22 protein-coding genes are annotated in these 25,370 nt (G+C 67.2%); 7 read left to right on the top strand and 15 right to left on the bottom strand.

Going from position 1 to position 25,370, the window contains the following annotated elements:
• Positions 1 to 108: 108 nt before the first annotated feature.
• The gene (locus tag ASD77_RS01275) at positions 109 to 1,917 is read left to right on the top strand and encodes an oligopeptide:H+ symporter (RefSeq protein ID WP_235578445.1); all 1,809 of its coding nucleotides are present in this window, start codon (positions 109 to 111) and stop codon (positions 1,915 to 1,917) included.
• Positions 1,918 to 1,969: 52 nt separating this feature from the next.
• Here the strand turns inward: ASD77_RS01275 and ASD77_RS01280 are convergent, their stop codons facing one another.
• The 6 genes from ASD77_RS01280 to ASD77_RS01305 form a co-directional block, all read right to left on the bottom strand.
• Positions 1,970 to 3,925: a S9 family peptidase gene (locus tag ASD77_RS01280; RefSeq protein ID WP_082563061.1), complete on the bottom strand. Its 1,956-nt coding sequence runs from the start codon at positions 3,923 to 3,925 to the stop codon at positions 1,970 to 1,972.
• Between the two features lie 101 nt (positions 3,926 to 4,026).
• Positions 4,027 to 4,926 (bottom strand): dTDP-4-dehydrorhamnose reductase, encoded by a 900-nt coding sequence (rfbD, locus tag ASD77_RS01285; RefSeq protein WP_055936203.1) that lies wholly within the window; start codon positions 4,924 to 4,926, stop codon positions 4,027 to 4,029.
• Positions 4,923 to 5,480 (bottom strand): dTDP-4-dehydrorhamnose 3,5-epimerase, encoded by a 558-nt coding sequence (gene rfbC / locus ASD77_RS01290; protein WP_055936205.1) that lies wholly within the window; start codon positions 5,478 to 5,480, stop codon positions 4,923 to 4,925. The genes rfbD and rfbC overlap by 4 nt, the downstream gene beginning before the upstream one ends.
• Positions 5,477 to 6,364 carry a glucose-1-phosphate thymidylyltransferase RfbA gene (rfbA, locus tag ASD77_RS01295; protein WP_055936208.1) on the bottom strand — a complete coding sequence of 296 codons (888 nt, stop codon included), beginning with the start codon at positions 6,362 to 6,364 and terminating at the stop codon, positions 5,477 to 5,479. The genes rfbC and rfbA overlap by 4 nt, the downstream gene beginning before the upstream one ends.
• A gap of 13 nt (positions 6,365 to 6,377) precedes the next feature.
• Positions 6,378 to 7,433: a dTDP-glucose 4,6-dehydratase gene (gene rfbB / locus ASD77_RS01300; RefSeq protein ID WP_055936211.1), complete on the bottom strand. Its 1,056-nt coding sequence runs from the start codon at positions 7,431 to 7,433 to the stop codon at positions 6,378 to 6,380.
• A gap of 63 nt (positions 7,434 to 7,496) precedes the next feature.
• Positions 7,497 to 7,994, bottom strand: coding sequence for a single-stranded DNA-binding protein (locus ASD77_RS01305; protein WP_055936214.1), 498 nt, complete (start codon positions 7,992 to 7,994; stop codon positions 7,497 to 7,499).
• Between the two features lie 153 nt (positions 7,995 to 8,147).
• On the opposite strand from ASD77_RS01305, the gene ASD77_RS01310 reads away from it, so the two are divergent.
• Complete coding sequence (locus ASD77_RS01310; RefSeq protein WP_055936217.1) at positions 8,148 to 9,146, top strand: polyprenyl synthetase family protein; 999 nt, start codon at positions 8,148 to 8,150, stop codon at positions 9,144 to 9,146.
• A 13-nt stretch (positions 9,147 to 9,159) separates the two neighbouring features.
• On the opposite strand, the gene ASD77_RS01315 is transcribed toward ASD77_RS01310, so the two are convergent.
• From ASD77_RS01315 to ASD77_RS01335, 5 genes are all read right to left on the bottom strand, one after another.
• The gene (locus ASD77_RS01315) at positions 9,160 to 9,939 is read right to left on the bottom strand and encodes a dienelactone hydrolase family protein (protein ID WP_055936220.1); all 780 of its coding nucleotides are present in this window, start codon (positions 9,937 to 9,939) and stop codon (positions 9,160 to 9,162) included.
• 70 nt (positions 9,940 to 10,009) lie between these two features.
• Positions 10,010 to 11,413, bottom strand: a complete 1,404-nt coding sequence (gene murD / locus ASD77_RS01320; RefSeq protein WP_055936223.1) for a UDP-N-acetylmuramoyl-L-alanine--D-glutamate ligase — start codon at positions 11,411 to 11,413, stop codon at positions 10,010 to 10,012.
• The gene (murL, locus tag ASD77_RS01325; RefSeq protein WP_055936226.1) at positions 11,394 to 12,749 is read right to left on the bottom strand and encodes a UDP-N-acetyl-alpha-D-muramoyl-L-alanyl-L-glutamate epimerase; all 1,356 of its coding nucleotides are present in this window, start codon (positions 12,747 to 12,749) and stop codon (positions 11,394 to 11,396) included. The genes murD and murL overlap by 20 nt, the downstream gene beginning before the upstream one ends.
• Positions 12,746 to 13,240, bottom strand: coding sequence for a hypothetical protein (locus ASD77_RS01330; RefSeq protein WP_055936229.1), 495 nt, complete (start codon positions 13,238 to 13,240; stop codon positions 12,746 to 12,748). Before ASD77_RS01330 ends, murL begins: the two co-directional genes overlap by 4 nt.
• A complete protein-coding gene (locus tag ASD77_RS01335) occupies positions 13,224 to 15,854 on the bottom strand; it encodes a bifunctional aspartate kinase/diaminopimelate decarboxylase (RefSeq protein ID WP_055936232.1) in 2,631 nt (876 codons plus the stop codon). Before ASD77_RS01335 ends, ASD77_RS01330 begins: the two co-directional genes overlap by 17 nt.
• An 87-nt stretch (positions 15,855 to 15,941) precedes the next feature.
• Between ASD77_RS01335 and ASD77_RS01340 the strand changes: the two genes are divergently transcribed.
• Both ASD77_RS01340 and ASD77_RS01345 read left to right on the top strand, forming a co-directional pair.
• The gene (locus ASD77_RS01340) at positions 15,942 to 16,820 is read left to right on the top strand and encodes a PhzF family phenazine biosynthesis protein (RefSeq protein WP_055936235.1); all 879 of its coding nucleotides are present in this window, start codon (positions 15,942 to 15,944) and stop codon (positions 16,818 to 16,820) included.
• Between the two features lie 30 nt (positions 16,821 to 16,850).
• Entirely contained in the window at positions 16,851 to 17,729 is an 879-nt protein-coding gene (locus ASD77_RS01345) for a PhzF family phenazine biosynthesis protein (protein WP_055936238.1), read from the top strand.
• Positions 17,730 to 17,846: 117 nt separating this feature from the next.
• On the opposite strand, the gene ASD77_RS01350 is transcribed toward ASD77_RS01345, so the two are convergent.
• The 4 genes from ASD77_RS01350 to ASD77_RS01365 all read right to left on the bottom strand — a co-directional run bounded on the left by ASD77_RS01350 (position 17,847) and on the right by ASD77_RS01365 (position 21,559).
• Positions 17,847 to 19,511, bottom strand: a complete 1,665-nt coding sequence (locus ASD77_RS01350) for an amidohydrolase (RefSeq protein ID WP_055936241.1) — start codon at positions 19,509 to 19,511, stop codon at positions 17,847 to 17,849.
• A 147-nt stretch (positions 19,512 to 19,658) separates the two neighbouring features.
• Entirely contained in the window at positions 19,659 to 20,363 is a 705-nt protein-coding gene (locus ASD77_RS01355; protein ID WP_055936244.1) for a glycine zipper 2TM domain-containing protein, read from the bottom strand.
• A gap of 69 nt (positions 20,364 to 20,432) precedes the next feature.
• On the bottom strand, positions 20,433 to 21,128 hold the full coding sequence (locus ASD77_RS01360) for an alpha/beta fold hydrolase (RefSeq protein WP_162247572.1): 696 nt from the start codon (positions 21,126 to 21,128) through the stop codon (positions 20,433 to 20,435).
• Complete coding sequence (locus ASD77_RS01365; RefSeq protein WP_055936252.1) at positions 21,125 to 21,559, bottom strand: OsmC family protein; 435 nt, start codon at positions 21,557 to 21,559, stop codon at positions 21,125 to 21,127. Before ASD77_RS01365 ends, ASD77_RS01360 begins: the two co-directional genes overlap by 4 nt.
• A 206-nt stretch (positions 21,560 to 21,765) precedes the next feature.
• Here ASD77_RS01365 and fusA point away from each other — a divergent pair, with 206 nt between their 5' ends.
• The 3 genes from fusA to ASD77_RS01380 all read left to right on the top strand — a co-directional run bounded on the left by fusA (position 21,766) and on the right by ASD77_RS01380 (position 25,369).
• A complete protein-coding gene (gene fusA / locus ASD77_RS01370; protein ID WP_055936255.1) occupies positions 21,766 to 23,811 on the top strand; it encodes an elongation factor G in 2,046 nt (681 codons plus the stop codon).
• 251 nt (positions 23,812 to 24,062) lie between these two features.
• A complete protein-coding gene (locus tag ASD77_RS01375) occupies positions 24,063 to 24,461 on the top strand; it encodes an HU family DNA-binding protein (RefSeq protein WP_055936258.1) in 399 nt (132 codons plus the stop codon).
• 266 nt (positions 24,462 to 24,727) lie between these two features.
• Positions 24,728 to 25,369, top strand: a complete 642-nt coding sequence (locus ASD77_RS01380; protein ID WP_082563063.1) for a tellurite resistance TerB family protein — start codon at positions 24,728 to 24,730, stop codon at positions 25,367 to 25,369.
• The last annotated feature ends 1 nt before the right edge of the window (position 25,370 follow it).

Genomic DNA, 25,370 nt, shown 5'->3' on the forward strand with positions numbered 1-25,370 from the left:
GGCGGAAAGCCGACACGCTAGCCTTCGCTGCGCGGCAAGTCCAGCCGGAGCGGTGCATCCGGGGCGGTCGCTATACTCGCGGCGGTTTTTCCCTGCCCGGAGCGGCGCTTGAGCGTTCTTCCCCCGGCCATCCCCGGCCGCGACGACTTCCTGGGCCACCCCAAGGGTGTCTACGTCTGCTTCTTCACCGAGATGTGGGAGCGCTTCTCCTTCTACGGAATGAAGGCGCTGCTGCTGCTGTACCTGACCAAGTACCACCTGTTCGCCGACGGCGCCGGCTATGACCTGATCGGCGCTTACGGCGGCCTGGTCTACTGCATCCCGGTGATCGGCGGGCTGCTGGCCGACCGGTGGCTGGGCATGCGCAAGGCGGTGGTGTTCGGCGGATTGTTGCTGGTCGCGGGCCACGCGGGCATGGCGGTGGAAGGCGTGGCGGCGGTCTCGGAGGGCGGCGTGGTCACGCGCGACGAGGGCGCGCTGCGCACGATGTACCTGTCGCTGGCGCTGATCGTCATGGGCGTGGGCTTTCTGAAGCCGAACATCACCGGCATCGTCGGCCGTCTGTATCCGGTGGGCGATCCGCGCCGCGATGGTGGCTTCAGCCTGTTCTACGCGGGCATCAATCTGGGCGCCCTACTGGCCTCGCTGGTGTGCGGTTACCTTGGCGAAACGCTGGGCTGGAGGTACGGCTTCGGCGCGGCCGGCATCGGCATGCTGCTGGGACTGGCGATGTTCCTGTGGGGCCAGCGCTATCTGCAAGGTCATGCCGAGCCCCCGTCCACGCCGGCGCTGCGTGCGCCGGTGCTTGGTGTGCCGCGCGAGTGGATGATCTACCTGGGCGCGCTGGCGGGCGTGCTGCCGCTGGCGTGGCTGATGTGGGCGGCGGCCAACGGCGCGTTCGCGCTGGGCGGTGAACTGTCATTGGCGCTCGTGCTGATGCTGGTGGTGTTGCTGGTGGTGCTGGGCTGGTTCACCTGGTTCATCACCACGCAATGCACCGCGCCGCAGCGGCGGCAGATGCTCGCGCTGATGGCGATGATCGTCATGTGCCTGGTGTTCTTCACCCTGTACGAGCAGACCTATGGCTCGTGGGTGATGTTCACCGACCGGCTGCTGACCAAGGACCTGTTCCCGTCGCTGGTGCATGTACCCAGTGTGCTGGTGTGGTCCGACAATCTGGCGGCGAACGTGGGCCTGTTCATGGGCACGGCGCCTTGGTCGACGTGGGGACTGCTGGCGATGCCCATCGCCTTCGTCGTTGCCGTGCGCACGAGCGAGCGTGGCGCCAGTCCGCGGCTGCCGCGCACGATCTTCCTGGCGACGGCCGCCGTGATGGTGTTGCTGGTACTGCGGGATTCGATCGTCCTGCCGCAGACGGCGGGCTCGCTGACCTACCTGGGCGCGTTGTTCCTGGTGGTGCTGGCGCCGGTCTTCGCCTGGCTGTGGGCGACGCTGGGCCGGCATGGGCGCGACCCGTCCAAACCGTTCAAGGGTGCACTGGGCCTCGTGTTCGGCGGTCTCTCGTTCGTACCGCTGGCGCTTGCCGCGCAACAGGTCGGCGAAACGGGGGTGATGGCCAGTGTGTGGTGGCTGGTGCTGGCCTACCTGTTGCTGGAAATCGGCGAGATGTGCCTGGCGCCGGTCAGTCTGGCGGCGGTCACCGAATTGTCGGTGCCGCGCGTGGTCGGCCTGATGATGGGCATGTGGCTGCTCGCCACCGCGTTCTCGGAAACGCTGGCGGCACAGTTCGGCAAGCTGGCAGCGTTGGAGGTTCCGGAAGGCGAGACGTGGGATCTGGCGCAAGCCGCATCCGGCTATGCCGACCTGTTCTGGCTGATGATGTGGATCGGCCTGGGCTGCGGCGTGCTGGCGCTGCTGGTCTCGCCGCTGCTCAAGCGGATGATGCGACGCGCTTGAACAACAACGGCGCCCAGGGGCGCCGTTGCGTGCTTTGCTGCCAACGCCGGATCTACTTCGCCGTTGCGCCGCCGAGGTGCTTGCTGAAGAACGCGAGCAGCCTGGTGTAGTACTCCTTCTGGTGCTCGGGCTTGTAAAAGCCGTGGCCTTCGGTCTTGTAGTAAAGCGACTCCACCGGTACGCCGGCGGCCTTGAGTCGGCGCTCCATGAGTTCGGTATGTTCGACGGGGGTGCGCTCGTCTTCGCCGCCAGCGGCCAGGAAAACAGGGGACTTGATCCGGTCCGCCATATTGGTGGGCGACACCGCCGACAGTGCGGACTTATCTCCGTACCACTCGCGCAGGAAGGTTTCTCCAGAGCGCGTCTCCTGAACGTCCCCCCGCTGGAACATCATCGGGAGGTCGTACAACCCCACATAGCCCGCCGCGCACTTGTACAGCCCAGGCTCCTTCGCCACCCCGACCAGCGCAGCGTACGCGCCGTAGCTGGCGCCATAGATGCATATGCGCGAAGGATCGGCGTGCCCCTCTGCAATCGCCCATCGCGTCGCATCCGTCACGTCATCCTGCATCTTGCCGCCCGCTTCGCGCGCGCCCGCCTGCCGGAAGCGCCGCCCGTAGCCGCCAGAGCCTCGGTAATTCACCTGCAGAACGGTATAGCCTGCCTGTGCCAACATTTGGGTTTCACGCTCAAACCCCCAGTAGTCCCTGACACCGAACGGGCCACCGTGCGGCAACACGATCATCGGCGCCTTGCCTCCCGCACGTGGCAACGTTAGATATCCATGCAGATCCACCCCATCGCGCGCCTTCAAGCGGACGGGGCGCTGCTCGGCCATGTTTGCCGGGTCAAACCATTGCCGGCGGGCCAGCAAGAAGTCTGCCTTCTTGGCCTGTGTATCGAACAGATAGAACTCACCCGGATTGCGATCCGAGCTGACGTTCACCAGCACTTCCTTGCCGTCGTCGGTGCTGGATGTGATCACCACGGCTTGGCCAGGAAATGCACCTTCCAGACTGCGATACAGTCTTGCCTCCGGCGCGCCGGCATCGAAAAACGTGGTGCTCGATCTTCCGTCCGACAGGAAAAGACCGACAGGGAAATCGCGTACTCCGTTCGCGTAAATGACACCATCCGGATCGACGTTGACGTTTCGGAACACCTCACGACGCTCGCCATTTGTAGTGTCGTAGGCGACCAAGATATCGGTTCCCTGAGCCTGCTCGACCTGCAGGTACGCCGTCCTGTTATCCTCTGCAAAACCCAGCGGCACCTCTACACGATGGGTCGTGGCTTCGTCATTAACGAGCACCCATTCCGCACCCTCGCCGCTGCGGTGGTACAGCTTCGAAATATTGTCGATGCCTCGACCACGTGCGAATCGGACGGCACCGGCGTTGTCCGTGGTGAAATGCGCGCGACGCACCGGTGCGCGTGCCACAGGCACGCGCCTGCCAGTAAAAACATCCATGCGCTCGACACGCGTGTATGGCTCCTCACCCCACGGCCATATCGCCACCAGTACATTCTTGGTGTCGGCGGACAACGAATCGATCAGATAGGCCGAAACACGCTCGGCCTTCTTCTGCTGGATGTTGCTCCCGACCTGCTGGGTTCCGATTCGATAGCCCACAAGGATGGTCGGCTTGCCACCTTCCGCTCCGATCGCGTATAGCTCACCCGTCGGGATGGGCTCATCGAGCGATCCATACTTCTCCGCCATCGCGATCACGACGCGGTCGGGACTGACCCACCAGAAGCCATCGACGTGTGTGTTCTTCCCCATGCCGAACGTAGCCAGCAACTTGTTGCCTTGGCGACTAGTGATCGCGAGGGCAGTACTGTCCTCCAGCGGCACCGTAGCGGCGAAGTACTCGCCATTCGGCGACAGTTTGATGTCGACGAACTGGTCCTTGCGAACGAAGGCATCCACATCCACCTGGGCCGATGCGGTAAGCGATACGAACGCAAGACAGGCCGCGAGCGCGGCCAGGATTCCCCTGATCATTTTCCTTCCCCTTGATACCGTCCCCATTACGCCAGACGATAACGGGAGGCACGTGGCGTCGCAATCAGACGCCGGGGCGCGACAGCCTCGTCGGGCGGACGCTATAGCGGCACCATCTTGTCCAGGACGTGATCCAGACCCGCCTGCCAATCAGGCATCGGCTCGCCCAGCACGGACTCGAGTTTCGCGATGTCCATGCGGGAATACGCAGGACGTTGCGCCCGCGTCGGAAAGTCGGCCGTCGTGATGGGCAACACCCGCGGCGCACGCGCCAACAACCCTCGCGCATGGGCCCCGGCGATGATGGCCTTGGCGAACCCGTGCCAGGTGGTGCCGCCGGCGGCGGTCAGGTGCAGGGTTCCCCGCACCGGCTCGCGCATGGCCAGAAGCCGTGCCGTCGTGTCCGCGATCAGGTAGGCCGGTGTGGGTGTGCCCTGCTGGTCCGCCACCACGCGCAGTTCGTCGCGCTCGGCACCCAGCCGCAGCATGGTGCGCAGGAAGTTGTGGCCATGCGAACCGTAGACCCATGCGGTCCGCAGGATCAGGGCGTCTCCGCCTGCTGCGCGCACGGCGTCCTCGCCGGCAAGCTTGCTGGCCCCGTACACACCCAACGGCGCCGTCGCATCGTCTTCGCGATAAGGCCGGACACCCTGGCCGTCGAAGACATAGTCGGTCGAGTAGTGGACAAAAGGAATGCCAAGCGCTGCGCACGCACGCGCCAGCTCGGCCGGCGCTTCCGCGTTGGCACGGAATGCGGCCACTTCATCGTCTTCGGCCTTGTCGACCGCAGTGTACGCAGCCGCGTTGACGACCACCGCGGGCACAATGCGTTGAACAAGCCCAGTCAGCGAGGACGGATGATCGAAGTCGGCCACCTCGCAGCGGCCACCGCCCGGCAGCTCGCCGGAACGCGTCGTCGCCACTATCGGCCCCAACGGCGCGAGACTACGCCTCAGTTCATGGCCAACCTGGCCATTCGCGCCAAGCAACAAAATGGTCATGGCTTGAACGTCGGCAGGCGCTCCGGCGCAATGTCGGCCAGCAGCGGTGCGGCTTCGTCCTTGCCCGACAGAAGCGGCTCACTCACAGGCCATGCGATACCGATGGCGGGGTCGTCCCAACGCACGCTCGAATCAGCCACCTTGTCGTACACCGCCGTGCACAGATAACTGAACACCGCACGTTCAGACAACACCGCGAAGCCGTGCGCGAAACCCTCCGGAATCCAGAACTGGCGCTTGTTCTCAGCGCTCAGGATTACCGCCTCCGACTGGCCGAACGTCGGCGAACCCCGCCGGATGTCCACCGCGACATCGTACACCTCGCCCTCGAGCACGCTGACCAGCTTGCCCTGCGGGTTTGGCCACTGGTAGTGCAGTCCACGCAACACGCCACGCGATGAGGAGGACACGTTGCTCTGCACGAACTTCGTCGGCAGTCCATGCGCGCCGAAACGTTCGGCGTTCCACGTCTCGAAGAAGAACCCGCGCTCATCGCCGAAAACAGCCGGCTCCACGACGACGCAGCCGGGCAGCCTGGTTTCGACGACCCTCATCGTACGGTACCCCGCGCCGCCAACGACAGCAGATACTGGCCATATCCGTTCTTTGCTAGCGGCGCCGCCAGCTTTTCGACCTGGGCAGCGTCGATCCAGCCGTTGCCGAAGGCGATTTCCTCCGGACAACATACCCTTAGCCCCTGCCTTGCTTCGATGGTCTCGATGAAATTCGAGGCTTCCAGAAGGGACTGGTGCGTACCCGTATCCAGCCAGGCATGACCGCGACCCAAGGGCTGCAGGTGCAGGTCGCCCGCATCCAGGTACAAGCGATTGAGATCGGTGATCTCAAGCTCGCCGCGCGGCGAGGGCTTCAGCGAAGCAGCATAGTCGCTCGCCTGCCCATCATAGAAATAGAGTCCCGTCACGGCATAGTTGGAGCGCGGCTTGGCCGGCTTCTCCTCGATGCCGACGACCCGTCCATTCTGGTCGAACTCGGCGACGCCGTAGCGCTCCGGATCGTTGACCCAGTAACCGAACACGGTCGCACCCTCGTCGCGCGCATCGGCCTGCCGCAGCATCTCGGTAAAGCCATGCCCATAAAAAATGTTGTCTCCCAACACCAGGCAACTAGGCTTGCCATTCACGAAGTCGCGGCCGATCAAATACGCCTGCGCCAAGCCATCGGGACTGGGCTGCACGGCGTACTGGATATCCATGCCCCACTGGGACCCGTCGCCCAGCAGCGCCTTGAACAGCGCCTGCTCGTGCGGCGTATTGATCACCAGCACTTCACGGATACCCGCCAACATCAGCACGCTGAGCGGGTAGTAGATCATCGGCTTGTCATAGACCGGCAGCAGTTGCTTGCTGATGGCCTGAGTCAGCGGATAGAGACGGGTACCGGAGCCGCCGGCGAGGATGATGCCCTTGCGTGTCGTCATGCCCTCTTCTCCCTTACGCCGCCGTACCGATGCGTTCCAGACGGTAGCTGCCATCCAGGACGCGCTTCACCCAATCCTGGTTGGAGAGGTACCAGTCAACCGTTTCGGCGATGCCCTGCTCGAAGGTATACGCCGGCTCCCAGCCCAGTTCGTCCCTGAGCTTGGAGGCATCGATCGCATAACGCCGGTCGTGCCCGGGACGGTCGGCAACGAAGGTGATCTGGCTGCTGCGCGGCTGCCCATCCTCGCGCGGTGCGCGAGCGTCCAGCAGCGCACAGATCGTGTGCACCACTTCGATGTTCTGCTTTTCAGCATTGCCGCCGACGTTGTAGGTTTCACCGACACGACCCTTCTGGAGCACCGTGCGGATTGCACTGCAGTGGTCGCCGACGAACAGCCAGTCGCGTACGTTTTTGCCATCGCCATAGACCGGCAACGGCTCGCCTGCGAGCGCGCGCGCGATGATCAGCGGGATCAGCTTCTCGGGAAAGTGATACGGACCGTAGTTGTTGGAACAGTTGGTCGTGAGGACCGGCAAGCCGTAGGTGTGGTGGAACGCGCGGACCAGGTGATCGGACGCGGCCTTGGATGCCGAATAGGGGGAATTGGGCGCATACGGCGTCGTTTCGGTGAACTTGCCGGTGTCTCCCAGCGAGCCATAGACCTCGTCAGTCGAAACGTGCAGGAAGCGGAACTGCTCGCGGCGGTCGCCTTCTAGTGCCTTCCAATAGTCGCGGGTCGCCTCCAGCAGGCCCAACGTGCCCACCACATTGGTCTGGATGAAGGCACCAGGGCCGTCGATCGAACGATCAACATGGCTCTCGGCGGCAAAGTTCACCACTGCGTCGGGCTGGTGCTCGGCGAGCAGTTGCGCGACCAGATCGCGGTCACCGATGTCGCCCTGCACAAACACGTGCGACGGGTTGTCCTGTACGGATGCGAGCGTATCCAAGTTACCCGCGTACGTCAGTACGTCCAGATTGACTATCTTGACGCCCTGCGCGACAGCGCGCAGAACGAAGTTTCCGCCAATAAAGCCCGCGCCACCGGTAACAAGCCACGTCGGCATGTACTACTCCTTGAGATCAGATAAAAGTGCTGTCGTGAATGGATCGATCAGGCATTGCCGCGATCAGAACGGAATATCGTCGTCCGCGAAGTCGTCCATCGGTGCCGGCTGCGACGCGGGTGCGGGTGCGGAACGACGCTGGCCGCCACCACCACCCTGGTTGCCGTAGTCCTGGCGCGGCGCACGCGCCGGGCGGTCGCCGCCGCCCGCACCACCGCCACCGCCTTCGCGGCCGCCGAGCATCTGCATCTCATCGGCGATGATGTCGGTGGAGTACTTCTCCTGCCCGTCCTGGCCGGTGTACTTGTCGTAGCGGATCGAGCCTTCGACATACACCGAGCTGCCCTTGCGCAGGTACTCGCCGGCGATCTCGCCGAGCTTGCCGAAGAACACCACGCGGTGCCATTCGGTGCGTTCCTGCTGGTTGCCGTCCTTGTCCTTGCGCACGCTGGTGGTGGCCAGGCTGATCCGGGTGATCGCCATGCCACCCTGGGTGTAGCGGGTTTCGGGGTCGTTGCCGAGGTTGCCGACCAGGATGACTTTGTTGATGCCGCGGGCCATATCGATATCCGTTCAGGGATGCCCGCCAAGCGCGGGCAAAGACCAGTGGAGTATACCTGCCGGACCCCTTCCATCGGACTTCGGCTGGCTCACATGTAGGGCATTGCCGCACGCCAGCCCCTATAATTCTGTGACTTTCCGGCCCGTTTTCCCATGCCCGTCGTCGACTCCCCCCGCACCGCCCTGGCCCTGCCCGCCATCCAGTCGCTCGCCCAGGCCGACATGGCCGCCGTCGACGCCCTGATCCGGGCCCGGCTGGCCTCGGACGTGGTCCTCATCAACCAGATCGCCGACCACATCATCTCCGCCGGCGGCAAGCGCCTGCGGCCCATGCTGGTCGTCCTTGCAGGGCAGGCCTGTGGCCCGACCACCCCTGATCACCACCAACTGGCGGCGATCATCGAGTTCATCCACACCTCCACCCTGCTGCACGACGACGTGGTGGACGAATCCGACCTGCGCCGCGGCCGCAGCACCGCCAACGCCCTCTGGGGCAACGCGCCCAGCGTGCTGGTCGGCGACTTCCTGTATTCACGCAGCTTCCAGCTGATGGTGGAACTGGACCGCATGGACGTGATGCGCCTGCTGGCCGACACCACCAACCGCATCGCCGAAGGCGAAGTGCTGCAGCTGCTGCACGTCCACAACCCGGATACCGACGAAGCCGCCTACCTGCGCGTGATCGAGCGCAAGACGGCCGTCCTATTCGCCGCGGGCACCCAGCTGGGCGCGATGGCCTCCGGCGCGGACGCAGGCACCCAACGCAAGCTCTACGACTACGGCATGGCGCTGGGCTACGCCTTCCAGATTGCCGATGACGTACTGGACTACACGGCGGACGCGGAAGCGCTGGGCAAGAACCTCGGCGACGATCTGGCCGAAGGCAAGGCGACGCTGCCGCTGATCCACGCGATCCGTCATTCCGATGCGGCCATCGCGGATCGCCTGCGCACCATCGTGCAGGAAGGCGATGCCGGCGCCATGCCCGAGGTGCTGGCCGCGATCCGCACCACCGGTGGCCTGGACTACAGCCGCGAGCGCGCGCATCACTACGCCACGATGGCCGAACAGGCCATCGTGGGACTGCCCGAATCCAATGCGCTGGCGGCCCTGCGCGGGCTGGCGCGTTACGCGGTGGAACGCGGGCACTGACCCGCGCGGCGCGTCACTTGGCAAACACCTCGGCGAAGAAGTCAGCCATCATCCGATAGGCGCGTTTGGCCGAACGCTCGTGGTACACGCAGCCTGGGGGATTCTGCGCATCCGACTCGGCGAAGCAGTGCACCGCGCCGCTGAAGTTTACGAACTGCCAATCGGCACTGGCCTTGCGCATTTCGTCCTGGAAGGCGGTGATCTCCGCGGCCGACACGTAGGTGTCGTCGCCACCGTTGAGTACCAGCACCGGTGCTTTCACCGTACCCGTCGCCGGCAGGTCGGTCGCCAGGCCGCCGTGCAGGCTGACCACGCCGGCGAGCGCGTCACCGGCACGCACCAGTTCCAGCACCGTGCTGCCGCCAAAGCAGTAGCCGAAGGCGCCGATGCGTGCATGGTCGACCAGCGTGGCAGGCTGCTGCTTCAGCACCTCGACCGCTTTCTGCACGCGTGCCCGCAGCGTGGGCCGATCGGCGCGCATCGCGGTGGCGACCGGGCCGGCCTCGGCATCGGTCTTCGGGCGGATGCCCTTGCCGTAGACATCGGCGACCAGCACGACGTAGTCGTCGCCGGCGACAAGATGCGCCTTCTCGATCGCGGAGTCGTTGACGCCCTTCCAGTTGGGCACCATCACCAGGCCGGGACGCGGCGTGGTGACGCTGTCGTCGTAGACCAGGTAGCCGGAGAACGTATCGCCGCCGATCTTCCACTCGACCGGTTCGGCGACGGGCGCCGCGAGCAGTGCGGGCGACCACAGCAGGAACAGCAGGCAGGGCAGCAGCAGACGACGCATGGCGGACTCCTCGTGGGCGACCGGCGCAGTGTACGGTGCGACGCGTAGACCGGTGTCGACGTCCGGGGTATCAGGCGATGCCGAGACCGGGAATCGCCGTGATGGCCTCGGGATCGAAACCCGCCAGTTCCGCGAAATGACGGCCACGCGCCACGTAATCCTTGTACTGGCCGAAGCTGGGCGCACCGGGCGACAGCAGCACGACGCCTTCCCCGCCCAACGCGGTGCGTGCGGCGGCGACGGCCTCCGGCAAGGTCTCGGCGGCCATCAGCCTGAAACCCGCCTGCTGCGCCAGCGGCGCGAGCAGGGCATGGATGCGCGGGCCGTTCGCCCCCATCGTGATGATCGTCGCGGGTGCACCGTGGCGCATGTGCGCGGCGAAATCTGACCAGTCCACACCACGGTCGTGGCCGCCGACCAGCAACGCGATGCGCCGGCCCGCGAAGCACTCCAGTGCCGCCAGCGTGGCGTGAGGCGTGGTGCTGATGGAATCGTTGACCCAGGTGATGCCGTCCCGCGTGCCCATGGCCTGCAGGCGGTTCGGCAGCGGACGGAACGACCCTGCGTGCGCGGCCAGCGGCAACGCGTCCATGCAGGCGGCTTCCAACGCGGTCAGCACCGCGCACAGATTGCTGCGGTTATGGCGGCCGGGCAGCGGCAGCGGCCGCGTGTCCATGACGAACACGTCGCCGCGATACAGATCATCCTCGCGCAGGTGCCAGCCCTCGGCGCGGTTGAACCAGCGGATCTCGCTGCCCGGCAATGACAGGGAGGCAAGACGCGGATCCGCCGCATTCAGCACGGCGACACGCGGGCGCGCGCCGGTGACGAGCTTCAGCTTGTCCTCGATGTAGCGCGCCTCGCTGCCATGCCAGTCCAGGTGTTCCGGGAACAGGTTCAGCACCACCGCGATGTCGGGATGCGCGCCACTGGCTACGACATCGCCGGTCTGGTAGCTCGACAGTTCGATGGCCCAGGCATCCGGTGCCGGCTGCGGATCCAGCACCTCCAGCAGCGGCACGCCGATGTTGCCCACCAGCGCAGTACGCCGACCCGAGGCACGCAGCAGATGCGCCAGCAGCGAGGTGGTCGTGCTCTTGCCCTTGGTGCCGGTGACGCAGAACGTCTGCGGGACAACGCCATCGCCGCCCGCGTGTTCGGCGAACCACAGGCCGGTGCCACCGATGAAGCGCGTGCCCGCTGCCGCGGCCGCCTGCGCCGCGGGGCTGTTGGGACTGATGCCCGGCGACTTGATGACGATCTCGAAGGCCTGCAGCCGTTCGGCTATCGCCTGCGTGTCGATGGACAGATGCGCGTCACCCAGTGCGACCGCTTCGGCCGCTTCCGCGTCGCTGCAGAACAGCGTCAGCGGCAAAGCCGGCAGGCGCGAACGTACGGCGTGATGCGCGGCACGGCCTTCCCGGCCCCAGCCCCACAGCGCGACCCGCCTACCCTCAAGCTGCGAAATTCGCACGCAGGCGCTCCCACAGCGCGGCAGGAATGCGGTGTTCTCCGCCGATCTCGAGCAGCGGTGCCACCGCCAGTTCCGCCGCATCGAGCTGCGGGCGGATTTCGTGGTTGAAGCGAGCGACGATCGCGTCCTCGCGCCATTCCGGCCGGTCGCCCAGCGTGGCCATCGCGGCACGCGATTCCTGGCCCTCGCCGACACACTCGAATGGCTTGTGGTCCTGGTACTCCAGCAGCGCGTCGAAGCCACCCGTCTGGTTCACGTCATCCAGCAGGTTGCGGCCGAAGATGCCGACCAGTCGCGGCTTCGGCATGAACGGTGCCAGCGCCAGGAACACGAAATGGCATTTCGGGCAGACACCGCACCAGCGGTTCGTCGGTCGCTCGCCGAGCAGGTGGAAATTGCGGTTGCAGCTGGAGAAGTGCGCATCGTAATGATCGATGCGCGCGAACTGCCGCGCCACCGCCAGCTCGGACAGCGGACGCAGCAACGAGTAGTAATGGAGGTCGGCCGCCACGTGCGACTGCACGTAGTCGCCGAAGGCCTGCTCGAACGCCCAGCCCTTCGACCACTGGTGGTTCACCTCACCGGTGCCGGCAATCATGCTGCCGTAGCTGGCCGAACGCTCGTTGGAGAACACCACCTGGTCCACTCCCTGCAGCAGCGCGGCCAGCACCATGATGGCCGAGTTGATCGCGGTGACCGGGATGTGCCCGTTCCACGCGCCCTGACGGTTGTAGTCGAACAGTTCGGGCGCCAGCGCGCGGCCGATGTTGAGGGTGGGCAAGCCGGTGCGCGCGGCGCAGGCCGCGATCAGCTGCGAGCCACCGATCCAGGTCACCGTCTGGTCGATGCCGGCACCGCGCAACGCCTCGATACTGACCAGCGAATCCTTGCCGCCGCCGATGGCGACCAGCGCGTGCTGGCGCAATGCGGCCGAGGGTGCTGCCGCCGCGGCCTGCGCCGCGACCGGAAAGCGAACGCGGCCGTAGAGGCTCAGCCCGTTGCGGTAGGCGAACTCGCCCAGGCCATGCACGTAGACCTGTTCCAGCAACACCGCCGTCGCCGCGTCGATGCCGTAGCCGTCGATGCGGATCTCGTTGGGGACCGCCGCCTTGTAGTAGCTGACGCCGGTGATCAGGTGCAGTAGCCGCACCGCCTGCTCGACCGCCTGTGCGCGTGTCGCGTCCAGCGTGAACGGCGCGCCCGGGATCGTCACTGTTTCGGTCAGCTCCGGGCCTTCATCGAAGGCGTACACCAATCGCGCGACACCGGTCTCCGCGTCGAACGAACAGCGGAGGAAGCGGAAGGTGCGGATGCTGGATTTGTCGAAAGTCGTCATGCGTGATCCGGGGAAAGTGCGGCCTGCCGGCGCAGGTAGCGGCGGCAGGCGAAGTATTCGATAGCGAACAGCGGCGCGGCGCCGAACAATGTCGCGAGCAGCGAACCGTAGAAGACCAGGACAGGCAACCAGGCCAGCGCCTCGCCCGTTCCGCCCGGCTGGCTGGCGGCCAACGCGTCGATCGCGATAGCGATCACTGCCCAGGCAGCCAGCGACAGCGGAAACAGCAGCAGCACCACCAGCAGCAGACGCAAAGTCATGCCACCCGCTTTCCAGCGCCGGCCTGCGCGTTGCGCACGCCCCTGCCACCGGCTGACGAACCAGGCGCCCAGCCCGACCGCCAGCAGCGCGGCTGGCGCGAACCGCAGTGCGGTCGCGAATTCGGCGACGCCCGGCGCGCGGCGATCCGCATCCATCAGCACCACGACCGCGATGCTCAGCAACGCGGCGGCCAGCAGGCTGGACAGGACGAACTCAGTCCGCGGCGACATCGCCGGGCACTCCTTCAATCACGTCTTCGGCAGGCAGGCCGCGCAGGTTGTAGTGGCTGGCCATTACGAAGCCATAGGCACCGGCATCGGAGAACAGCAGCACATCGCCTTCCGCGGTCGCCGACGACAGCTTGCGGCGCTTGCCGAAGATGTCGCTGGACTCGCAGATCGGGCCCACCACGTCGAACGCTTCCTGATCCGTATCGTCCAGCCGCGAGAGGTTGGCCACGTCGTGCCAGGCGTCGTACAGGGCCGGACGGATCAGGGTGTGCATGCCCGCATCGCTGCCCACGCGACGGATGCCCAGCTTCTCGACGACCTGCGTCATCTGCGCAAGCAGTACGCCAGATTCGGCGACCAGGTAGCGGCCCGGTTCGATCACCAGCTGGTAGCCCGGATACGCGGCCTTGATCGCCGCCAGGCCTTCGCCCCACGCCGCCAGGTCGAACGGCTCGTCGCCATCGGCGTACGGAATCGGCAAACCACCGCCGATATCGATGGTCTCGATGGTGCCGATCTGGTCGGCCAGGCCGCCCAGTTCATCGGCGATCTGGTTCCAGTGCTGCGGGCTGTCCACGCCGCTGCCCAGATGGGCATGCAGGCCGACGACGCGCGTATCCAGCGCGCGCGCGGCAGCCAGGAATTCCTCCAGCTTGACCAGCGGCAGGCCGAACTTGGAACTCTTGCCGCCCGTCTTGACCTTGTCGTGGTGGCCGTCGCCGCGGCCCAGGTCCACGCGCAGCCACAGCCGGCGACCACGGAACACATCCGGCCACTGCTGCAGCGCTTCGACATTATCGAGCGTGACGTTGATGCCACGCTCCAGCGCGAACGCGTACTCGGCGCGCGGTGCGAAACTCGGCGTGAACAGCACGCGCTCCATCGGCAGCGACGGCGCCACCTCGAACACGCGCTCCAGCTCGCCGCGCGACACGCACTCCAGGCCGAAGCCCTCCTCCACCAGTACGCGCAGGATGGCAGGGTGCGAATTGGCCTTGATGGCGAAGAAGCGGTGGTCCACCGCGGTGATCGCGGCCAGCGCACGGGCACGCGCGCGCACCACATCCAGGTTGTAGACGTAGCGCGGGGTGTCGCCCTGCGCGAGCGACAGCAGTCGTGCACGCGCGGCCGGCGCACTCCACCAGCGCACGCCGCGCGGACGCACGGCGCCGTTGATCTCGCGCCAGCTGGGACCGAACACGCTGGTCTCGTCGGCCGGCATCGCACCGCTGTCGATCAAGGCCTCGTGCAGCAGCGGCAGCATGCCCTCGGCATCGGCTTCGTCGATCACGAAGGTCAGGTTGAGGTCGTTCGACGACTGCGAAATCAGGTGCACACGCTCGCGGCCGAACATCGCCCACACATCCGACAGCTTGTGCAGCAGCGAACGCATGCCGCGACCGACCAGGGTAATGGCCGTGCACGGCGCGATCACCTTGACCCGGCAGATCTCCGCCAGATCGGCCGACAGCGCGGCCAGCACGTCGGTGTTGACCAGGTTCTCGCTGGGATCCAGCGACACGGTGACGTTGGTCTCCGACGAGCCGATCAGGTCCACCGACAGGCCGTGCTTCTTGAAGCGCGCGAACACGTCCGCCAGGAAGCCCACCTGCTGCCACATGCCGATGCCCTCCATCGACACCAGCACGATGCCGTTGCGGCGGCTGACCGCCTTCACGCCCGGCACGGTCACCGCGTTGCCATCGATGGTGGTGCCGGGCAGTTCGGGACGTTCGGTATCCAGGATGGCCATCGCCACACCGGCGTCGCGGCAGGGCTTGATCGAGCGCGGATGCAGCACCTTCGCGCCGGTGGTCGCGATTTCCTGTGCTTCGTAATAGTCCAGCCGCGTCAGCAGGCGCGCATCCGGCACTTCGCGCGGGTTGGCGCTGAACATGCCCGGCACGTCGGTCCAGATCTCCACGCGCTGCGCACCGAGCAGGGCGCCGAAGTAAGCCGCCGACGTATCCGAGCCGCCACGTCCGAGGATGGCGGTGCCGCCGTCGGCATGCCGCGAGATGAAGCCCTGGGTCAGCAGCATGCGGCTGGACTGTCCGGCGAAGGCGCGCCGCCAGTCCTGGTCCGGTGCGGTATTGCACGACACCGACAGTCGCTGTGCCCACGGGCTCTGGTTGGGCAGGAAGTTGGCCTGCAGCCAGTGGCGCGCATCGACCCAGCCGAAGTCCAGGCCCTGCGCGCGCAGGTAGGCCACGCCCAGTGTGGACGACAGCAGTTCGCCCTGCCCCAGCACCTCGGCCTGCCAGTCGAGCGTGCGCGTTGCGGCGCGAGGATCGGACAGAAGGTTGCGCAGCGCCGCGAGACGGTCGCCCAGCACGGCGTCGGCATCGAGTTCGAGTTCGGCGATGAAGTCGCGGTGCCGCTGCTCCAGCTTCGCCACGCGCTCGGCACTGTCCGCCGCGCCGTCGGCGATCGCAGTCAGTTCGTTGGTCACCCCGGACAGCGCCGACACCACCACCAGGATGCGCGCCTCGTTTTCGTCCGCGCGTTTTTTCGCCAGCGTGCCGATCGTGTTCCAGCGATGGCGACGCGACACCGAGGTGCCGCCGAACTTGAGGACGATCCAACGATCAGACGCGGGGGTGGCAGGGGGCATGGATAGAATGGGGAGGAATGCCCGAACCCTTCGGGCGTGAACCCTCGATTCTAGCCCAAGCCCCCGCCTTCGACCGGACCGTACCGCATGCAACGAACCTCCCACCGCTACCTGCAGCTCGACGTGTTCGCCGACCGCCCCGGCGCCGGCAACCCGCTGGGCGTGGTGCTGGACGCGACCGGATGGGACACCGCCCGCATGCAGGCCTTCGCGGCCTGGACCAATCTGTCGGAAACGATCTTCTTCCTGCCGCCGACCACGGCGGCGGCCAGCTACCGCATCCGTATCTTCACCCCGCGTCAGGAACTGCCGTTCGCCGGCCATCCCAGCGTCGGCGCGGCGTGGGCGGCGCTGGAGACCGGCCTGGTCGCGGACACCGCCAAACTGGTGCAGGAGTGCGCTGCCGGCCTGTTGCCGGTACAGGTCGAGGGCCACGGAACGGCGCGGAGCATCCAGTTGCGCGCACCGCGTGCGCGCCGGAGGGACGCCGCCCCGTGGGACCAGGCGCTGCAGGCCATCCTTGCCACGCTGCCCGTCGCCGGCCTTGCGGCGGCGCTATGGAACAACGGACCGTCGTGGTGGCTGGTGGAACTGCAGGACGCCGATGCCGTGCGCCGACTGACGCCGGACCTGGCTGCGATCGCCGCTCTGACGCAGGCCAGCGACGCAGTCGGTCTGGCGGTTTTCGGTCGCACCCCCGCTGGCAGCGACCACGATCTCGCGGTGCGTGCCTTCTGCCCCGCCGACAACATCCCGGAAGACCCGGTCACCGGCAGCGTCAACGCCTGCATCGCCGCCGCGCTGCATGCCGTCGCTGCCTTGCCCGGACGCGAGAACCGCTACACCGCCAGCCAGGGGCGCGAACTGGGGCGCGATGGCCGCGTGGCACTGCTGGTCGATGCGGACGGTGAGGTCTGGATGGGCGGTCAGGTCCAGTTGGTCATCGATGGCCGGATGACTTGGTAAGCTGCGCGGCCCCCACGCGACAACGCCCCCATGACCCTCCGCCGCTACGTCCAGCTGGACGTATTCGCCGACCGCCCCGGCGCCGGCAATCCACTGGCCGTCGTGCTCGACGCCGCCGGTCTGGATGACGCCGCCATGCAGGCGATCGCCCGCTGGACGCGCCTGCCGGAAACCACCTTCGTGTTCGCGCCCACGCAGCCGGGCGCCAGCTATGCCGTGCGCATGTTCAGCCCGCGCCGCGAAGTGCCGTTCGCCGGCCACCCCAGCGTCGGTACCGCGCATGTCGTGCTCGACGCCGGACTGGCGACGCCGCTCGATGGCCTGCTGATGCAGGAAGGTGCGGTGGGCGTACTGCCGTTGCGGGTGGACGACGCAGGCACGTCCCGCACCATCGCCGTGCGCACGCCCCGCGCGCAGGTGGTGAGGGTCGGCGAACCCACCACGGACGACGCCTTGCGCGCCGCGCTCGCGAACCTGCCCGCCGGCGATCTTCCGCCGGCGCTGGTCGACGGCGGTCGCCGCTGGTGGCTGTCAGAAGTCCGCGACGAAGCCACGCTGCGCGGCGCCAAGCCGGACTGGGACGCCATCGGCGCACTTGCCCGCGCCACCGAGAGCATGGGCGTCTGCGCCTATGCGCGCACGCCGGGCCAGGACTACGATCTGGCGGTACGCGCCTTCGTCGGTGCGCCCGCCGCATTCGAGGACGCCGCCTCCGGTGCCGCCAACGCCACCCTCGCCGCCTGGCTGGCTTCGCGCGATGCGCTGCCCGGCCGCGACGGCCGCTACACCGTCAGCCAGGGGCGCGAAGTGGGTTACGACGCACGCCTGCAGCTGCGCGTCGACGAGGCCGGCGACGTCTGGTCGGGCGGCCACGTGCGCACCATCCTCACCGGTCAGATCGACTGGTAGCGGAACCCGCTTCCTGTGGGAGCGACGTGAGTCGCGAAAGCGCGGTCTTCGACAACGCCAGCGGCAACAGGCGGCGGGGAGCGATCGCGACTGACGTCGCTCCCACAACAGCGGACCCTACTCCGCCTCGTAGACCGGCTTGCCATCGACCCAGGTCGAACGCACGTGCAGGTCGTCGAGCTGTTCGCCGGGAATCGCCAGCGGGTCCTCGTCGAGGATGACGAAATCCGCGCGCAGGCCGGGCGCAAGCCGGCCGACGCTCGCTTCATCGTGCGCCGCCCAGGCCGCATCGGCGGTGAAACCGCGCAGTGCCTCGCTGGCGCTGAGACGCTCTTCGGCGCGCCAGCCACCGGCCGGATGATCGTGCGCGTCCTGCCGCGTCACCGCCGCATGCAGGCCCCGCCGCGGATCGACCGACTCGACCGGAAAATCGGAGCCCAGCGCCAGTTTCACGCCACTGCCCCGCAACCGCTGCCAGGCATAGGCACCGGTGATGCGCAACGGACCCAGCCGGTCCTGTGCCCACGGCATGTCCGAGGTCGCGTGCGTCGGCTGCATGGACGCGATGACGCCGAGCGCGGCGAAGCGCGGGAACTCCTCGGGTGCCACCACCTGCGCGTGTTCGATACGCCAGCGATGGTCGGTCTTCGCGGCATCGCCCAGCACGCGCTGATAGGCATCCAGCACCAGCCGGTTGCCGCGGTCGCCGATCGCATGCGTCGCCACCTGCACGCCGCAACCGCGCGCCTTGCGCATGGCCAGCTCCAGCGCCGCCGGTTCGGTCACCAGCAGGCCACGGTTGCCGGGATCGTCGCTGTAGTCCTCCAGCAGCGCCGCGCCGCGGCTACCCAGCGCGCCGTCCGCGTACAGCTTCACCCCGCGCATCTGCAGGCGACCGCCGGCATGGCGGTACAGGCCGGTGGAACAGAGGTCGTCCAGCGCGCCGCTGTCGCCATCGGCATAGGCCTCGATGCGCAGCGGCAGGCGCCCTTCGTCGGCGAACCGCTTCATCAGGGCCAGGTCATCGCGTGACACGCCCATGTCGTGCACGCCGGTCAGGCCGTTGCGCACCGCGGCCTGGGTCGCCTTTTCCAGTGCCTGCCGCCGATAGGTCGCATCGGGCGCCGGCACCACAGCGCCGACCAGCGCCATGGCGGCATCGATGAAGACGCCGCTCGGCCGACCATCGACACGCTCGATGCGTCCGCCCTCGGGCTGCCAGTCGCCGTCCAGCGGACGCGGCGCCTTTGCCGCCGCCGCGCGCAGGGCCGCGCTGTTCGCCCAGCCCGCATGGCCATCCACGCGTTCGAGCCAGACGGGACGGTCGGGAAACGCGGCGTCGAGATCGGCGGCGGACGGAAAGGTCTTCCCAGGCCAGTCATTCTGGTCCCAGCCGCCGCCGAGCAGCCATGCATTCGCGGGCAACTGCTTCTCGAAGGCGCGCAGGCGTGCGATCACCTCATTCTTGTCCTTCGCATCCACCAGGTCGGCACGCATCAGCGCGTAGCCCAGCCCCATCACGTGGCCGTGCGCATCGATCAGGCCGGGGATGACGGTCTTGCCGGACGCATCGATGCGCTTCGCATCGGGATAGCGTTGCTGCAGTTCGCGGGCGCTGCCGACCGCCAGGATGCGGCCCTGCGCATCCCAGGCCATCGCTTCGGCCACCGGCCGCGCCGGATCGGAGGTATGCACACGTGCGGCGGTGACGACCTGCACCTGCGCCTGTACGGCACCCGCCCACATCACCAGACTGCCCATTCCCAACGCCAGACGCCGCATGCCGCACTCCCGCTGTTGAACCAGCGCAGGACTATGCGCGGTGATACGCGCGACGGCAACGTTCGCAGGCAACAAGAAAGGGGCCTTGCGGCCCCTTTTGAGAGTGTTTCCGTGCCCGCTGCACCGGGTGTGCGCCGACAGGCGACCTCACTCCGGCCGCACGTCGACGCGCACGCGCATGCGGTCGCCGGGGTGGTAGCCGGTGCGGGTCTGGTAGGTGCGGCCGGCGTATTCGTAGGTCACGTCATAACCGGAGACGCGTCCGTCGCCGTAATAGTCGTCGCCGCGACCGTCATTCACCGGCACCGGATCGCAGACGCGCACCTGGCCGCGCTGCACCTGGCGGTTGCGCTGGGAGGTGTCGTAGATGGAGCGCCCCGCCATGCCGCCGACCATCGAACCGACCGCGGTGCTGACGTAGCGGCCGCTGCCATCGCCGACCTTGCTGCCCAGCACTGCACCGGCGATGCCGCCGATGACCGTGGCGACCGTGCGACCGGCGTCGGTGCCACCGGCGGGATAGCGCCGGTCGCCGTAGCCATCCTGCCCGTAGACGTCGCGGTAGTCGCCATTGCCGTAGACGTCGTCCGGGCCGCGGTTGCCGTAGACGTCGTCGCGATAGCCATCTCGCGCGTAGACGTCGTCGGCGTTGCGGTAATAGCACTGCGATGACGTCGCGCCACGCGTGTCGCGGTAGCCGCCGTCGATGACGGGGTCGACGCGCACCACGCGTGCGTAGTCGTAATAAGGCTCGTCGCGGTCGGTGGTGCCGTAGTGGCGCACGGACTGTGCGGACGCCACGCCGGTGGCAAGCAGGCCGGCAGCCAGCACGGCGGCGGAAAGACGCTTCATGTCGGGAACTCCCCACGCCGGAGTGGCGTGGGCGCATGCTCGGCCCGCACGGGTGAAATCGGGCTGAACTCAGCCATCCGGCACGGCGTGGTTTAGCCATTCGACAGCTTGCACGGCGATGCCCGCCGCCTCCCGGCCCAGCAGCGGCCCGACGTGCGAGCCTGAAAGCGTTTGCAGCCGTTCCATCTCCCACGCATCGGCGAAGGAACGGCTGAGCGCGGGCGGCACGTCGGCGTCGTCGCGCGACGCAATCAACAACGTGGGACAAGAGGGCCGCAGCACCGCCACGCCCGCATGGGCTTCACGCAGCACGGCACCCGATTCGTCGCGCCAGCGGCGGAACGCGAACAGGGCGCTCGCCTCGTCGGCATCGCCCAAGGCACGGCGGGTGCCCGCCAGTCGCGCGGTGCGCTGCCAGGGCACCACGTCCGGCCATGCGCGCGCTGGCAGTTCCCCCTGCCATGGCGCAGGCGGCAACGGGTTCACGAGGACCGCCGCATCGGCGGCATCCGCCACGCCAAGCGCGAGCAGACCGCCCAGGCTGGCGCCAACCACCGCGCGCGGACGCGGCAGGGTGGCCAGCGCATCGCGCACCTGGCACAGGTAATCGTCGAAGCCGGTGGCCGCGAGTCCCGCAGCCACCGGTTGCAGGTCGGGTGCGGACACGACGATACCCGCCGCCTCCCACACGCCGCGCCATACCTTCCATTCCCAGCCTCCGCCACCGGCGCCATGCACCAGCAGCGCAGCCCGGACTGCGGTCAAAGCAGCGTCGCCTCCAGCGACACCGGCACCGACAGCGCACGCGAGATCACGCATCCTGCCTTCGCCTGCTGCGCGATCTCCTCGAACTGCGCCGCGCTGATGCCCGGCACATTCGCCGTGACCGTCAGTTTGATGCCGGTGACGGTCGGGCCCGGGTCCATGCCCGGTTCCATCGTCGCCTCGGCGCGCGTCTGCAGCTTGTCCGGCGTGAAGCCGGCCTTGCCCAGCACGGCGGACAGCGCCATGGTGAAGCAGCCGGCGTGCGCGGCCGCCAGCAACTCCTCCGGGTTGGTGCCCTTCTCGTCGCCGAAACGGGTCTTGAAGGAATAGTTCTGTCCTTCGAACAGGCCGCTCTGCGGCGTGCTCAGCGTGCCCTTGCCGGCCTGCAGGTCACCGCTCCACACCGCATCGGCATAACGCTTCAAAGCCATGGTCGTGCTCCATCGTGGTCAGGGGAGCGCAGGGTACACCCGTGGATGTTCACGGCATGTACCGCAGTGCGGCTTGACCCCGCCCGTCGGCATGCCGATGCTGGCCGTCCGCCATGACCGCCCGCAGAGCGCCACGCTCACGGGATGCGCTCGGCCCGGACAGCCATGACGGCCCTTCGACCCCAACCTTCGGGAGGAACGGCCTCATGTCGTACAGCACACAACAGATCCGCAACGTGGCCCTGGCGGGCCACCCCGGCGCCGGCAAAACAACCTTGTTCGAAGCCCTGCTGCATGCCGGCGGCGCCCTCCAGGTGGCAGGCACCATCGAACGCGGCACCACCGTCTCGGACCATGATCCGATCGAGAAGACCCGCGGCCATTCCATCGACACCGCCATCGCCAGTACCGACCACGGCGGCATGCACGTCAACCTGATCGACACGCCCGGCTATCCGGAATTCCGCGGCCCGGCACTGTCGGCGTTCTCCGCGGTGGAAACCGCGCTGATCGTCGTCGACGCCGACACCGGCGTAGCCCACGGCACGCGCCGGCTGATGGAGCGAGCGCGGGAACGCAACCTGTGCCGCGCCATCGTCGTCAACAAGATCGACCACGAGGGCGCGGACTGCGCCGGCGTGCTGGCGGCGTTGCGCGAGGAATTCGGGCCGGAAGTGCTCCCGCTCAACCTGCCCGCGAACGGCGGCAAGGCGGTGGTCGACTGCTTCGGCCAGGCGGCGGGCGACTCCGACCTCGGCCCCGTGGCGGACTGGCACCAGAAGATCATCGACCAGGTCGTCGAGATCAACGGGACAGTGATGGAGCACTACCTGGACCTGGGCGAAGGCGGCCTGTCCGGCGAGGAACTGCACGACGCGTTCGAGCAGTGCCTGCGCGAGGGCCACCTGGTGCCGGTGTGCTTCGCCTCGGCACGCACGGGCGTCGGCGTGAAGGAACTGCTGGACGTGGCCGAGCGGCTGTTCCCGAATCCCGCCGAAGCCAACCCGCCACCGTTCGTGAGACTCAACGGCAGCGGCCCGCAACCGATCGAGGCCGTGCCGGATCCGCGCGCACATGTCATCGCCGACGTCTTCAAGATCGTCAACGATCCCTTCGTCGGCAAGCTCGGCATCTTCCGCGTCTACCAGGGCACGCTGAAGAAGGACACGCAGCTGTTCGTCGATGACGGCAAGAAACCGTTCAAGGTCGGCCACCTGTTCAAGCTCAAGGGCAAGGATCATGTGGAAGTCGACCAGGCCATCCCGGGCGACATCGCCGCGGTGGCGAAGGTGGACGACCTGCATTTCGACGCGGTGCTGCACGACAGCCACGACGAGGATCACATCCATCTGGCGCCGATCGCATTCCCCAAGCCGATGTTCGGCCTGGCGATCGAGGCGGCCAGCAAGGGCCAGGAGCAGAAGCTGTCCATCGCCCTGCAGAAGCTGGCCGAGGAGGACCCGGCGTTCGTCGTCGAGCATCAGCCGGAGTTGAACGAAACCGTCATCCGCGGCCTGTCCGACCTGCACCTGCGGGTGATGCTGGAGCGGTTGAAGGAACGCCACGGCGTCGAGGTGAAGACCCGGCCGCCACGGATCGCCTACCGCGAAACCATCGGCGCGAAAGCGGACGGCCACCATCGCCACAAGAAGCAGACCGGCGGCGCCGGCCAGTTCGGTGAGGTTTCGCTGCGCATCGAACCGCTGCCGCGTGGCGGCGGCTTCGAGTTCGTCGACGAAGTGAAGGGCGGCACGATTCCGGGCCAGTTCCTGCCGGCGGTGGAGAAAGGCGTGCGCCAGGTGCTGGGCAGCGGCGCGATCGCCGGCTATCCGCTGCAGGACCTGCGGGTGATCGTGCACGACGGCAAGCACCATGCCGTGGACAGCAAGGAGGTCGCGTTCGTCGCCGCCGGCAAGAAGGCCTTCCTCGACGCCATCGCCAAGGCGCGGCCGCAGGTGCTGGAGCCGGTGGTCGACCTGGAAGTGGCCGTACCCGAAGCGCAGGTCGGCGACATCACCGGCAACCTGGCGGGCAAGCGCGCCCGCATCAACGGCACCGACGCGGTGCGCGGCGAGATCGTGGTGAAGGCGCAGGTGCCGCTGGCGGAACTGGAAGGCTATGCGGCGGAATTGAAATCCATGACCGCCGGCCAGGGCCGCTACAGCCTGGATTTCAGCCATTACGAGCCCGTGCCGCCCGGCGTACAACAGAAACTGGTGGATGCCTACAGGCCACGACACGACGACGATTGAGCGTCGCAGGGGTGCGGCATCCGGTCGCGACCGAACGCGTCGGATGCCGCTTGCGGCGCACACGCCAAAGGTGATTCGGTCGTACCGACAGGCGATTTCCGACGCGCGGCGACGGGAAATTGCAGAAAAAGCGAAAAAAAAGGCATTTCAGGGTCTTCCTGCCCTTGGCGCCGCCAGTTCTTTGCCCTACATTTCGCTTGCCGATGCGATCGGCCCGATTACCCAACCACTCGACAGTAGAGACAGGACACATGGCAAAGAGCACCAAGAAGGCCGCGCCGAAGAAGGCCGCCAAGAAAGCTGCACCGAAGGCCGCCGCCAAGCCGGCCGCGCCGAAGCCGATCAAGGAAGCGCTGAGCAAGTCGGGCCTCGTCGCCCACATCGCCGAAGCGACCTCCGTGGCCGCCAAGGACGTCCGCGCCGTGCTGGCCTCGCTGGAAAGCGCCGTGCACGCCTCCGTCAACAAGAAGGGCGCCGGTTCCTTCACCCTGCCGGGCCTGCTGAAGATCAGCGCCGTCAACGTGCCGGCCAAGCCGAAGCGCAAGGGCATCAACCCGTTCACCAAGGAAGAGCAGTGGTTCGCCGCCAAGCCCGCCTCGGTGAAGGTCAAGGTCCGTCCGCTGAAGAAGCTGAAGGACGCCGCGGCCTGATCGCCGCGCTTCCATCGCTTGCACGAAGGGACGGCCTGGCCGTCCCTTCTTTTTTGCGCGTGTCGTGCGGACCGTGGTTGTTCCCTCTTTGTAGAGCGGAGCTTGCTCCGCTGCTTGCCGGTCCTGTCAGCGGAAGCATGCCGAAAAGCAAAAGCAGTCGAGCAAGCTCGACTCTACGGCGATCCCCCTGCCATCCGTCACCCTTGTCCTGACGGCGGGTTGCCCTCAGATCGGGAAGACATCCCTCCACGCAAGGTACCGACCGCATGAAGATCCAGGGCTTCCTCGACCATCTGCTGAAATCCTCCAGCGGCAATGGCAGCGTGCTGAACGCCGACTTCGGCAAGGGCGCGATCTCCGGCGGCGCATTGGGCCTGCTGCTCGGCAAGAACAAGACCACCCGCAAGCTGGCCACCTATGGCGGCCTGGCGGCGATCGGGGTGATGGCGTATCGCGCGTACGGCGACTACAAGCAGCAACAGGGCGGATTCGCCGCGGGCGCCACGCCGCAGACCGTGGATCGCCTGCCGCCGCCGCAGGTGGAACTGCACAGCCAGGCGATCCTGACGGCGCTGGTCGCGGCGGCGAAAGCCGATGGCCACATCGACGCGCGCGAGCGCGAGGTGATCGAAGGCGAATTCGCCCGCCTCGGTACCGACGGCGAGCTGCAGCAGTGGCTGCATGCCGAACTGGAAAAGCCGCTGGATCCGGCCGAGGTCGCGCGCGCCGGCAGTACGCCGGAGATCGCCTCGGAAATGTATCTCGCCAGCCTGATGGTCGCCGACGAGCAGAGCTTCATGGAGCGCGCCTACCTGGATGAGCTGGCCAAACAGTTGAAGCTGGATCCGTCGCTGAAGTCCCAGCTGGAACGCCAGCTGGCGCAGATGCAGACGCCTGCGTCGCCCTGAT

It is taken from the genome of Pseudoxanthomonas sp. Root65 (genome assembly GCF_001427635.1).
Lineage (GTDB): Bacteria > Pseudomonadota > Gammaproteobacteria > Xanthomonadales > Xanthomonadaceae > Pseudoxanthomonas_A.